The sequence below is a fragment of the Hoylesella shahii genome (assembly GCF_937990675.1).
Lineage (GTDB): Bacteria > Bacteroidota > Bacteroidia > Bacteroidales > Bacteroidaceae > Prevotella > Prevotella shahii.
In genome coordinates this window covers 116,863-129,921 of the sequence record NZ_CALKQY010000022.1, presented here as the reverse complement: position 1 = coordinate 129,921, position 13,059 = coordinate 116,863, and the positions used below count along the sequence as shown (strand labels likewise).

At 46.0% G+C, this 13,059-nt stretch carries 6 protein-coding genes; 4 read left to right on the top strand and 2 right to left on the bottom strand.

Annotation, left to right across the window (positions count from 1 at the left end):
* Positions 1–168: 168 nt before the first annotated feature.
* Entirely contained in the window at positions 169–1,947 is a 1,779-nt protein-coding gene (locus tag QME03_RS03010; RefSeq protein WP_025815277.1) for a biotin/lipoyl-binding protein, read from the bottom strand.
* A 263-nt stretch (positions 1,948–2,210) separates the two neighbouring features.
* Here QME03_RS03010 and QME03_RS03005 point away from each other — a divergent pair, with 263 nt between their 5' ends.
* The 3 genes from QME03_RS03005 to QME03_RS02995 are packed head-to-tail and all read left to right on the top strand — an operon-like array spanning position 2,211 to position 7,466.
* Positions 2,211–5,039 carry a putative LPS assembly protein LptD gene (locus QME03_RS03005; protein WP_281723415.1) on the top strand — a complete coding sequence of 943 codons (2,829 nt, stop codon included), beginning with the start codon at positions 2,211–2,213 and terminating at the stop codon, positions 5,037–5,039.
* A 33-nt stretch (positions 5,040–5,072) separates the two neighbouring features.
* Positions 5,073–6,245 (top strand): trans-sulfuration enzyme family protein, encoded by a 1,173-nt coding sequence (locus QME03_RS03000; protein ID WP_281723414.1) that lies wholly within the window; start codon positions 5,073–5,075, stop codon positions 6,243–6,245.
* 42 nt (positions 6,246–6,287) lie between these two features.
* A complete protein-coding gene (locus QME03_RS02995; RefSeq protein ID WP_281723413.1) occupies positions 6,288–7,466 on the top strand; it encodes a MalY/PatB family protein in 1,179 nt (392 codons plus the stop codon).
* Positions 7,467–8,461: 995 nt separating this feature from the next.
* Here QME03_RS02995 and QME03_RS02990 read toward each other — a convergent pair.
* Positions 8,462–9,166 (bottom strand): DNA alkylation repair protein, encoded by a 705-nt coding sequence (locus QME03_RS02990; protein WP_281723412.1) that lies wholly within the window; start codon positions 9,164–9,166, stop codon positions 8,462–8,464.
* A gap of 602 nt (positions 9,167–9,768) precedes the next feature.
* On the opposite strand from QME03_RS02990, the gene QME03_RS02985 reads away from it, so the two are divergent.
* Positions 9,769–13,059, top strand: a complete 3,291-nt coding sequence (locus QME03_RS02985; protein ID WP_281723411.1) for a SusC/RagA family TonB-linked outer membrane protein — start codon at positions 9,769–9,771, stop codon at positions 13,057–13,059.

Genomic DNA, 13,059 nt, shown 5'->3' with positions numbered 1-13,059 from the left:
ATGAAATTATGTGCATGAGGGGGAAGGACTTACAACTGGGTTTTAGGACTGACCCCTAAATTCTGCAATTTTATTTTGATTATCTGCCAACAAACTTTAAAGGCACAACCCGCAACAAGTTGCAGGCTGTGCCTTTAAAGTAATTTATTAAGCTTTTATGGCTCGATATTAGTTCTTTTGTTCGCGTTCGATGTAAGCCACCACGTCGCCCTTGTTAACCTTGCTGCCTTGTTTAGCGTTAATTTCAACAAGCTTTCCACCTAGAGCGGCAGGAACAGTAACGATTTCGCCCCATGTTGCAACGATATAGCAGAACACATCACCTTCTTTGTACTCTTTACCAATGTAAGGTTCAACCGTTGGTGCGCATTCGCCATCGCCATTAAATTCCCAGAACAATTGTCCTTTAACAGGAGCCACCAGCGCATCGGCCTTAGCGTGCTTAAATGCTGCCAGTTCTTCAGCCGAAAGTTTGCTACCCATCTTCGCGTCCTTAGCCTTTTGCAGGTCGGCCAAGAAGTTTTTCTTAGCCTGTCCGCTCTTATAGTTGCGGTATTGTTCGGGGTGCATGGCCAGTTCAAACAGTTCTTCGTTGTCTTGTCCGTACTCCCAACCATTCTCGTCCATCTCTTTCTTAAAGTCGTCGAGGTTGTTTGGCAGCAGTGTATGTGGGTCGGCATCGGTAAATTCGAAACCTTTCTCTTTAGCCAGAGCCACCAATTCGGGAGCGATAGTTCCAGGAATCTTACCACTCTTACCCAGAATCATACCCCACATAGCATCGTCCATCATCACAAAACGTCCCTTGCCCTGCTCCATTGTGAGAAGGTTCATCAGTGCAATGTTCTTAACATATTGTGAGAAAGGCGTAACCAAGGGAGGATAACCCACGCGAGGCCATACATATTCCACTTCATTAAAGAGGTTGATAAGCATATCATCGGTAGACAATTCGGCCTCTCCCTTCTTTGTGCGGATGCTGTTGATGGTGCTATGTATGCCAGCTAGGTCGGCCATCATACTTCCCATCATACCTCCAGGCAAGCCACAGCCTAAGAGTAACGAACTCATCAGCTTGTTGGCAGGATTAATAAAGTAGCCCAACCATTCGTCTATAAACTCTTGTGTCAATGCGCGAGCCTTCATGTAAGCGCTCATATTGATTTCAGGAACATCGAAGCCTTCGTTCTTCAGCATGCTTTGCACCGAGATAACGTCTGGATGCACCTTACCCCAAGATAGTGGTTCGATGGCAGTATCAATGATGTCGGCACCATTGTTACAAACTTCAAGGATTGAAGCCATAGACAATCCGGGGCCAGTATGTCCGTGATACTCGATGATAATTTCAGGATGTTTGTCTTTAATGGCTTTAGTAAGTTGGCCAAGCAAAGCCGGTTGTCCAATGCCCGCCATGTCTTTAAGACAGATTTCTTTAGCACCAGCTTCAATAAGTTGGTCGGCAATGTTGCTATAATACTCCAGCGTGTGCACTGGCGAAGTGGTGATGCAAAGTGTTCCTTGAGGAGTCATGCCAGCTTCGGCAGCCCATTTAATACTGGGGATGATGTTACGCACGTCGTTCAGTCCGTCGAAAATACGGGGAATATCCACACCCTGAGCGTGTTTCACCTTATACATCAGTGCTCTAACATCGTCGGGAACGGGATACATGCGCAAGGCATTGAGTCCACGGTCTAGCATGTGGGTTTTAATTCCTACCTCATTGAAGGGCTTACAAAATGCGCGCACGCCCTCATTGGGGTTTTCGCCAGCCAACAAGTTCACCTGTTCGAAAGCACCGCCGTTGGTTTCAACACGCGAGAAACAACCCATTTCGATGATTACGGGAGCGATTTTCTCCAACTGATCTTTGCGTGGCTGGAACTTCCCAGAGCTCTGCCACATGTCTCGATATACGAGGCTGAATTGTATTTTCTTTTTCATAAGTTGCTTATACCATTTACTATAGGGATAATATAGCGCTGCAAAATTAGATAAAAAAAATCAAATACGGACCATACCATTGAAGTTTTTGCATCTGTGTGGGCGTGTATAGACGTTAAAATAACATGAGTTTGGGGTGCAATTCATGCGCGTTGGGCTTGTAGACTATGCTTGGCAACAGTGTTATCACTGGTAATTGTAAGTGTTAAAAAGGGATAAGAGCAAGAGGGTTCACCATTAAATCGTTAATTTTGTACCCTAGAATGCGAAGAAAATCGTTAATTGCACTACTGCTGTTTGTCGTTGTGTTTGTAACGGCTGGGGTATATTCGCCCCTAACTCAGCGAAATAAGACGGCCAAGACGGCTGCCCAAAGGCAGGCCGACTCTATTCGGCGCGACTCGTTGGCACGTATAGCCAACGACACTACACGCATGGACTCGTTGCAACGGGCTATCTATCGCCATAATAAGCATGTAGACGACTCTATACGTCTCGACTCAATTAACCGGCAAAAGAAAAACGGTATCGATGCGCCCGTGGTGTATTCGGGTACCGACTCCTTAGTATATAATGCCCAATCGAAGATGGCTTACATCTACGGCACAGGCAAAGTGAAATACGAAAACATGGACTTGGCCAGCGAACGCATACGCATCAACACCGATAGCAGTGTGGTTCATGCCACTGGTGTGGCCGATAGCAGCGAAAAAGATGGCATCAAGGGCAAGCCTGTTTTTAACATGGGGTCCGACAAATACACAAGCGACACCATGGCCTTTAACTTTAAGTCGAAGCGCGGACTGATTAAAGATGTGCGCACACAGCAGCAAGAGGGATATCTTTATGGCGAAAAAGCAAAGCGTGATGCCAACGGCGACGTCTATCTGCAACACGGCCGTTACACCACTTGCGATAAAGATTGTCCCGACTTCTACATTGCGCTTTCGCGTGCTAAGGTGCGTCCTGGCAAGGATGTGGTGTTTGGTCCGGCTTATCTCGTGGTTGCCGATGTGCCTTTGCCCTTGGCCATTCCCTACGGATTTTTCCCTTTTACACAGAAATATAGCAGTGGTTTTATTATGCCTACTTACGGCGATGAGAGCGAACGTGGCTTTTATCTGCGCGATATGGGTTATTATTTCGCACTTGGAGATAAGTGGGACCTGAAACTTCTTGGCGAAATCTACACCAAAGGCTCGTGGGGTTTCTCGGCTGCTTCTAACTATCGTAAGCGCTATCGCTACAATGGAAGTTTCTATTTTAGCTACCAAAACACCAAAACTGGCGATAAAGGCTTGCCCGATTATTCATCGCAAACAAGCTTTAAACTGCAATGGAACCACCGACAAGACCCCAAGGCCAACCCCTTTAGCACGTTGTCGGGAAGTGTAAACTTTGCTTCCACTAGCTACGAACGCAACAATTTAAATAGCCTTTACAACCCGCAAGCCCTTACGCAAAGCACCCGAACCTCGTCGGTGAGCTGGAGCACGGGCTTCTCAAGCATCGGATTGACGCTGAGCGCAACGGGTAACCTCTCGCAAAACATGCGCGACTCGAGTATCGCTCTCACGCTGCCCGATATCAATATCTCCATTGCACGCTTCTATCCCTTCAAGCGTAAGCACGCTGCAGGTAAAGAGAGATGGTACGAAAAGATAGCAATGAGTTACACCGGACAGCTAAGTAATTCGATAAACACTAAGGAAGACCGCCTGATGCGTTCGAACCTCATTAAGGATTGGCGCAACGGAATGATGCACACAGTGCCCATTAGTGGCTCGTTTACGCTCTTTAATTATCTTAGTCTTAATCCCTCGTTCTCGTTTGCCGACCGTATGTACACCAATAAGGTTACTCGTTCGTGGGACGTTGCTCGCCAAACCGAGGTGAACGACACCACTTACGGATTTCATAACGTGTACGACTGGCGCATGAGTGTGTCGGCCAATACCAAGCTTTATGGCTTCTGGACACCTAGTCGCAAACTCTTTGGCGATAAGATTGTGGCCATTCGTCACGTCCTCACTCCACAAGTGAGCTTTAGCTATGCACCCGATTTCAGCGCATCGCGCTATGGTTACTACGCCACTTACCAAAAAACCGACGCAGCTGGTAATGTCTCGCTCGTGGAATATTCGCCTTTCGAAGGCTCGCTCTTTGGTGTTCCTGGACGAGGTAAAACGGGTAGCGTGTCGTTCGACTTAGGAAACAACATCGAAATGAAAGTGCGGTCGGACAAAGACTCTACTGGATTTAAAAAACTAAGCATCATCGACGAGCTTGGCGCTTCAATGTCGTATAATATGGCTGCAGAAACAAGACCCTGGAGCGACCTTAGTATGCGCCTTAGATTGAAGTGGTGGAAAAACTATACCTTCAGTCTTAACGCACTTTTTGCCACCTATGCCTACGAACTGGATAGCAACGGCGTGCCTTATGTGGGCACACACACCGAGTGGAGTCGTGGAAGGTTTGGACGTTTCCAAGGTATGTCGCAAAACATTTCGTTCACACTCACACCCGAAAAATTGGCTAAACTCTTTGGTAAGAAAACCAAAGACGAGGACAAGAAAAAGCAACACGATGACGACGAAGGCACAGATACCAACATCGAAAGCAACATCGACGATGATATGATTGAAGGACAACGAGGCGCTTCGGGTGGAAGAGACGGCGGAAAAACCGAAACCGACGAAGATGGTTACATGAAATTCTCCATGCCTTGGTCGCTAACTTTTGGCTATGGTGTCACTATGCTGGAGAATACCGATGTGAAAAAGTTCAACTATAACACCATGCGTTACCCCTATAAGTTCACACAATCGCTTAACGTTAGTGGTAACATTCGTATTAGTGATGGCTGGAACATCAGCTTCTCGTCGGGTTACGACTTCGAAAATCGTAAGATTTCTATGACCACCGCCTCGCTTCAACGCGACCTTCATTGCTTTAGCATGAGCTGTTCGGTGGTTCTTGCGCCCTACACCAGCTACAACTTTAGCTTCCGTTGTAATGCATCCACACTTACCGATGCACTGAAGTACGACAAACGTAGCGGTGTAGGTAATGCTGTGCAATGGTATTGATGAGGCAAATCCACAACAACTAAACATATAAATATGAAAAAAACAACGCGCGCCATACATCAACCTTATAAGCGACGCGATGCCTACGATGCGCTTAGTATGCCTGTTTATAACGCCGTTGCCTACGAATTTGACAACGCACAACTTATGAGCGACGTGTTTTGCGGTAGGGTGTCGGCTCCCGATTACTCAAGAGTGGGCAACCCAACAGTTGAAAATTTAGAACAAAGGGTTAAAGGCATAACCGGTGCAACCGATGTTGTGGCCTTTAATTCGGGCATGGCTGCCATCAGCGCCGTGTTTATTGCGTTGGCGCAACAGGGTAAAAACATTGTTAGCTCGCGCCATATGTTTGGCAACACCTATTCACTTCTTACCTCAACTCTCAAACGTTTCGGCGTTGAAGCTCGCCTTTGCGACCTCACTAACGTTGAACAAGTGGAACAGCAGCTAGACGACAACACCTGCTGTGTGTATCTTGAGATAATGACTAACCCACAACTTGAGGTGGTAGACATTGTGGCTTTGGCGACTTTGGCTCATCAGCGGGGCATACCTTTGGTGGCCGATACCACGCTAATCCCCTTTACCGAGTTTTCAGCAAAAGCGCTTGGGGTGGATGCCGAGGTGGTTTCTAGCACCAAATACATTAGCGGTGGTGCTACTTCGTTGGGTGGACTGGTTATTGATTACGGCACATTTCAACCCCTTGGGCGCGCGTTGCGTGGCGAATTGCTGTTTAATTTCGGTGCTTATATGACGCCACAGGCTGCTTATCTGCAAACCGTAGGGCTAGAAGTGCTTGATGCACGCTATCGCATTCAGGCTGCCAATGCGCTTGAATTAGCTAAACAATTGCAAATACTGCCACAGATTAAGCATGTAAACTATGTGGGATTGCCCGACAATCCTTATCACGAATTGGCCAAAAAGCAGTTTGGTAACACGGCTGGGGCGATGATTACTATCGACTTAGATAGTAAAGAGGCTTGTTTCGCCATGATAAACAAACTGAAACTCATTCATCGCGCCACCAACTTGTTTGATAATCGCACGCTTGCTATTCATCCCGCAAGTACCATCTATGGAGCTTTTACAGACGAACAGCGTCGCGAAATGGATGTGAACGACACAACAATCAGGCTTAGTATAGGATTGGAAGACGTGGACGACCTCTTAGACGATATCATACAGGCGCTCAACTAACAATCAACGCTCAACCCCGTAATCTTTAAAAACTAAAATGGCATGCACAACTACAACTTTGACGAGATAATCGACCGCCGAGGAAGTGGCGATCTCAAGCACGACGCCTTGAAACCACGTTGGGGACGCGACGACCTTTTGCCGCTTTGGGTGGCCGATATGGATTTTGCCACACCTCCTTTTATCGTAGAGGCTATGCGCAAACGGTTGGAACACCCCATTTTTGGCTACACTGTTACGCCCGAAGAGTTATGGCAGAGCATCATCAACTGGCAGCAAAGCCACCACCAGTGGCAGGTGCAACGCCAGTGGCTTACCTATATCCCTGGCATCGTTAAGGGCATAGGCTTTGTTATTAACGTGTTTACCAACCCCGGCGATAAGGTTATTATTCAGCCACCGGTGTACCATCCCTTCCGCTTAACACCCTTGGCCAATAGGCGAGAAGTGGTGTTTAATCCGCTTAAGCGTAAGGCCGATGGTTATTACGACATGGATTTTGATAACCTAGAGGCCGTGTGCGATGAGCATTGCAAACTCTTTGTGCTGTGCAATCCTCATAACCCCGCAGGACAAGTGTGGTCGAAAGAAACATTACAACGCCTGGCCGACTTCTGTTTTGAACGCAACATCATCGTGATAAGCGATGAAATACACGCAGATATGGCCCTTTTTGGTCATCGCCATATACCATTTGCCACAGTGAACCAACATGCTGCCGATATTTCTATCACTTTTGGTGCACCCTCTAAAACGTTTAATATTGCAGGTGTTGTTAGTTCGTTTGCCATCGTGCCCAACGAAACCCTTCGAGCTAAGTTCTTTCGTTGGCTGTCGGCAAACGAGTTAGAAGAACCCACTATCTTGGCTCCCATCGCCACTATTGCGGCCTATACGCAGGGCGACGAATGGCGAAAACAAATGCTGAAATATGTTGAAGGCAATGTGTGCTTTGTAGAAGAGTTTTGCAAAAAACACATCCCTGGTGTTAAACCGCTTCGCCCGCAAGCCAGTTTTTTGGTGTGGTTAGACTTCACCGACTTGCATCTCACGCACAAACAGCTATTAGACCTCTGCATAGACAAGGCGCATTTAGCCCTTAACGATGGCGAAATGTTTGGTCAGGGAGGCGAATCGCACATGCGCATGAACGTGGGCACGCCTCGCGCCATACTACAACAGGCCATGGAACAGTTGGCTAAGGCTGTACAAAGCATTTAGTAGCTCAGGTTTTAGCATCTTTGCGTATCGGCTTGTAGCTTTATGGCTCTTTATTGACTTTGTTTGAGGGAATTTGTTTTATACGAAATGTAAAATATTCCGCGTGAAATTGGGCACGAAAAGTGCCCTTTTTCTTTATCAGGTGCCTGTTCGGTCGCAAATATTCAATTCTCGTGCGACTTTGTTTTTGTGAAATAAGAAAATGATTTGTAATGCATAGAAATTTATTTTGCGAGGACTAAAAGCGCAAACTTTACGCTAAACCGTGCGTTTTGCAGCAAAACGCAGTGCTAAATGCAGCAAAACGCAGTGCTAAATGCTGCAAAACGCAAGGTAAAGTGCAGCAAAACGCAAGGCTAAATGCAGCAAAATGCAAGATTAAAACAGCAAAACGCGAGGTAAAACGTAATTTAATTCAGCGGCAAGTGTATGTTTATCCGTATTTTCTGTGGCTATATGGTGGGTTGTTGGTGCAAAATGTTGGTGTTTACGAACAAATAAAGTGCCAAATAGTGGTGTTTTTGCAACAAAAAGCAGGTTTGGGCGTGATGAAAAATTGTGCGTCGGCGACAAACTAGAAAGCCAAAATGGTGCAAAATGCTGATAATCCTTACTCCAATGGCTGAACTTTTAAAACGATGGTTCGATTTTTGATGCTTAATAGCAGGTTTTAAGCTGGTTTTTTCGCTAGAATGAGTAGCCGAGAATGTATCGTTTGTAAAATAATATTACTTATGCTAACGCGTGATAGACTTAGGGGACGTGTTTTAAAAATGGGCGTTAATGATTTGTTTGAACATCGTTTTTAGCACCAAATCCCCCTAAGTTTAAGACTAAGATTTACTTCATAGTTATTGCCCCATTATAAGCTGATGCTCGGCATCGCTTGTTATATTGTGCTGTTAAGCAAGTGTAACTGCTGGCAAGTGCACTAATTTCCGAAAGGGTTTTATGGCAGTGGAGTAGGTGGTGCGCATATTGATGAAGGCACAAACCTAGTCTTTGCGCATCAAATGCTTTCGTTGTGTGGCAGATAACTTCTCAATAGCATAGCGCAACATGGTTCGGGGCATCACCAAACGATGGTTTTCCACAAAATCAATCAATCTTTTTTCATCGCGTTTGCCTGCTTCGCGCAACATCCAGCCAATAGCCTTATGCATTAAGTCGTGCTTATGGCCCATCATTTTTTCGGCCAAGGCAAACGTGTCGTCTAATTGTCCCTGCCTGATAAAGGCGTAAGTAGACACCATGGCAATGCGATTATCCCACAACAAAGGGCTTTCGGCTAGCCGATAAAGCAAGTTGCGCGGTCTGTCTAGCAAATAAGTGCCGATGGTTTTCCACGCGGAAAGGTCCACGAGGTCCCAATTGTTGGTGTGTTGCGTGTTGTTTAAATAGAAGTGTACAAGCTCGGTGCGTGTTGGTTCATCTCCTTTATTGAACTGAATCGTAAGAATGAATAAGGCGCAAAGGCGCACTTCGTGCCACTCAGACCGAATGAGTTGTTGCAAATCGGCCAAATTCACACCGGCATGCGCCATAGCCACACGGCGTGTTTGGGGTACGGTAACGCCTAAAAAGCGGTCGTTTTCGCCGTATTGTCCCTTGCCTGTTTTGAAAAACCTACTTAAATGTGCAGCCTTTTCAGCTCTTCCAAGGGTCTGCAATTCGTTAGTGATAATTTCTATAGCACTCATTGTCTGCTTCTTTAGATTGTTGATGAGGATGTTTATCACCACAAAGTTAGTTAAAAGCACCCGAATGCATAGCACGATACCCTTATTTTTTGATAATCACCAGCATCGTGCGCGCCTAACATTGAGGATTACCAGATAGATAACAACACCTTACTGCAATATCTACCAAAAATGAGGAAATATGTTGTATTATATTACAGGTTATTCGTGAATAACGAAAATGTGTAAGTGTCTGATTTATCTATCTTTTAGTAGAACATTACTTCGTGTTTGTATGTTTGAGTTCAGTAGATAGCCATGTTATAAATTTTCTAATATAGTTGATAAACAGAATATTATAAGCAGTTTTATTGTTTATTAATATCCGTTCTTTATGCAATTTGTAACTATGAATGTACAAAATATTTCATATTTAAATATTTTAACACGTAAAAAGTAAAGAAACATTTGTTTGTATTGAACAAATGCACTACTTTTGTCGGAATTTCGATTTGGTCGTAGGCCATTTCAATAAGCTAACCGAACAACGTTTATCTACAAACCTGAACAATCGAGCAAAGATTAAAGCTGAATTAACAATATTTATCAATAAAACCTAAGTCATGAATCCAAAAGAAAAGGAACTATTATTATGTCTTGCATTGTTGGCAACGACCTCTGCAAGCATGATGCCGGCATGGGCAAGTCATCCATTGCCCACGGCATCACCTATTGAGACCGTACAAACGCGCGAGCGTGTGGCCGCCGGAATAGTGAAAGACGAACAAGGCGAGCCTGTTGTTGGGGCCACGGTGCAGGTTATTGGCACGGGCGCAGGTACCGTTACCGACCTCGATGGACGGTTTAGACTGGTGCTGCCTGCTGGCAAAACACAAATTAGAGTGAGTTATGTGGGCGTTGAACCACAAGACCTTCAAGCTAAAGACCACATGCAAATTATCCTCAAACCCGTGTCTAAGGGTTTGGACGAGGTGATTGTGGTGGCCTATGGTACGAGTAAGAAGTCGGCTTTCACGGGTTCGGCTGCTATTATCGACAGCAAGGAGATTGGCAAGGTGCAAGCCACCAACCCTCTCGACGCCATGAAGGGTAAGGCTGCAGGTGTGCAAATGGTGCAGGCTTCGGGACAACCTGGTATGGGGTCGCCTACCATTCGCGTGCGCGGTATTAGTTCGATCAATGCCGGCAATGGCCCACTTATCATCGTAGATGGTTCGCCCTATAGTGGCAATCTGAACATGATTAACCCGCTAGATATCGAGAGTGAGACTGTATTAAAAGATGCTGCATCGGCTGCTTTGTATGGCGCACGAGGCGCAAATGGTGTTGTGCTCATCACAACAAAGAACGGAAAGCGCGACCATTCGTCTATTTCGTTCGATGCAAAATGGGGTCAGAACGAACGTCAATTGCCAGATTACAACTATATCAATAATCCCGCAGCCTATTATGAGATGTGGGGAAAGGGCTTATATAACTATGCCATCGACAAGCTTGGTTATGATGCCGATAACGCTTTGGTGTTTGCAAACAATAAATTAACGGGTAACGATGCTTTCGGATTGGGCTATAACGTGTACACCGTGCCACAAAACGAACTGCTCATTGGTAGAAATGGCAAGCTTAACCCACGCGCAACATTGGGCGCAACGGTGATGGGAAAAGATGGAAACACCTATTTTCTCACGCCCGACAACTGGAGTGATGCCACCTTCCGTAAGAGTCTGAGACAAGAATATTCGCTTACGGCCAACTATGGTACACCCACTTCAAGCCTCTACATGTCGGCTTCTTACCTCAAGATAGACGGTATCTCGCCGGGTTCGGATTATCAACGCATCTCTGCTCGCTTCAAAGGCGACGCCCAAATGAAACCATGGCTCAAGCTGTTTGGTAACATTAGCTATGCCAACTACCAAGCCAATTCATTGCGCGGCGATGGCAATTCGGCTTCGCCCACCAATGTGTTTGCCCTTACAAAGGTGGCGCCCATCTATCCACTTTATTTCCGTAACGCAGCTGGAGAAATGCTTTACGACCAAAGAACGGGGCTGCCACTCTACGATTACGGCGATGGCACAACCTTACCCAATGTTAGAGCTTTTATGAATCGTTCAAACCCGCTGTCGGATAATCAGCTCGACACCAACGGAGGAAATGGAAACACCTTCAACGGTGCAGGTAATGCCGAGGTGAGATTTTTGAAAGATTTCCGTCTGTCGCTTAATAATACCGTGTTCTGGGGCGACTATCGCGGTACTACAACCTATAACCCTTGGTACGGACAGAATGCATCGCAGAAAGGCCATGTGTTTAAAACGCACGACCGTACATTGACTTATACCCTGCAACAGCTGCTCAATTGGCATCGCGTGATGGGTTTGCACGATGTGGAAGTGATGCTAGGACACGAGTATTATCGCTCTCTTTACTATTATCTTAAGGGCGATAAGCTCAAAACATTTTCGTATCTCACCACCGAATTGAATGGTGCAGTGCAGGTGGGTAACACCTATTCGTACACCAGCGAATACAATACCGAGGGCTATTTCGGGCGTATGCAGTATAATTACGATGGTCGTTACTTCGCTTCTTTGTCGTTCCGTCGCGACGCCTCATCACGTTTCGACCCCTCAAGTCGTTGGGGTAATTTCTGGTCGTTTGGTGGAGCGTGGATGATTAACAAAGAAAAGTGGTTCAATGCCCCATGGGTAGACCAACTCAAGCTTAAGCTATCTTACGGAGAACAAGGCAACGACAATATCGGAAACTTCCGTTACATCACCTATTATAATATAGAAAATTCTAATGGTAACGTAGCACTCACACCTAGTTCGCTGGGAAATGCCAACATCACTTGGGAAAAAGGCGGCAACTTTAATGTGGGCGTAGAGTTTTCTTTGTTTAATCAGCGCTTCGGTGGCGATATCGAATACTTCTATCGCAAAACATCCGACATGCTATCGTGGTTTACTTTGCCCGGCTCGTTCGGCTTTAAAGGCTATTGGGCCAATGTGGGCGATATGCGAAATAGCGGTGTAGAACTCGACCTACATGGAGACATCATTCGCACAAAAGACCTCACTTGGACCGTTAGAGGCAACATCACCTCTTACCAAAACAAGATAACCCACCTGGATAAAGCCGTGAAACGTTCAGAACTTGATGGTGCAGAAGGTTATAATGATGGTGACTATTTCTATGGAGAAAACCTTCCTATCTATTCATGGCGCATGTTTCGATATGCAGGGGTGGACCATGAAACGGGCGAAGCACTATATTATAAGAATGTGTATAAATATGATGCGCAAGGCAATCGTATGAAAGATGCAGCCGGTTTCGACATCATTGAAAGCACCACAACCACTAAAAACGGTGGAGAAGCAAGTTATTACAATTGCGGAACAGCACTTCCCGACGCTTATGGCGGTTTCGGAACGAGCCTATCGGCCTATGGCTTTGACTTCTCAATGGACTTTGTTTACCAGATTGGCGGTAAGGCTTACGATAATGGTTACGCTTCGGGTATGTCTTTCTCGCGTGGAGAGCAGTTCCATGCCGACCTTGAAAAGGCTTGGAATGCAAACAATAGAGAGGCCAATGTGCCACGCATTCAATACAATGACGTAGACATGGCGCGCTTCTCCGACCGCTTCCTCACCTCGGCAAGTTACCTCAATCTGCAGAATATTACGTTGGGTTACACCGTACCAGTGCGCTTAATCACCCGCTTCGGACTGCAAAATGTACGCGTATATGCATCGGGAGAGAACCTCTGGTTGTGGTCTAAACGCCAAGGTTTCGACCCACGTCAAAGCACTATGGGTGGTAACTCAAGCACTCAATATTCACCACTGCGTACCATATCAGGTGGTATTACAATCACATTCTAA

What these genes read in the sequence shown, in the direction of transcription:
- QME03_RS03010 (WP_025815277.1), bottom strand. Translation starts at nt 1,947, where the DNA reads ATGAAAAAGAAAATACAATTCAGCCTCGTATATCGAGACATGTGGCAG.
- QME03_RS03005 (WP_281723415.1), top strand. Translation starts at nt 2,211, where the DNA reads ATGCGAAGAAAATCGTTAATTGCACTACTGCTGTTTGTCGTTGTGTTT.
- QME03_RS03000 (WP_281723414.1), top strand. Translation starts at nt 5,073, where the DNA reads ATGAAAAAAACAACGCGCGCCATACATCAACCTTATAAGCGACGCGAT.
- QME03_RS02995 (WP_281723413.1), top strand. Translation starts at nt 6,288, where the DNA reads ATGCACAACTACAACTTTGACGAGATAATCGACCGCCGAGGAAGTGGC.
- QME03_RS02990 (WP_281723412.1), bottom strand. Translation starts at nt 9,166, where the DNA reads ATGAGTGCTATAGAAATTATCACTAACGAATTGCAGACCCTTGGAAGA.
- QME03_RS02985 (WP_281723411.1), top strand. Translation starts at nt 9,769, where the DNA reads ATGAATCCAAAAGAAAAGGAACTATTATTATGTCTTGCATTGTTGGCA.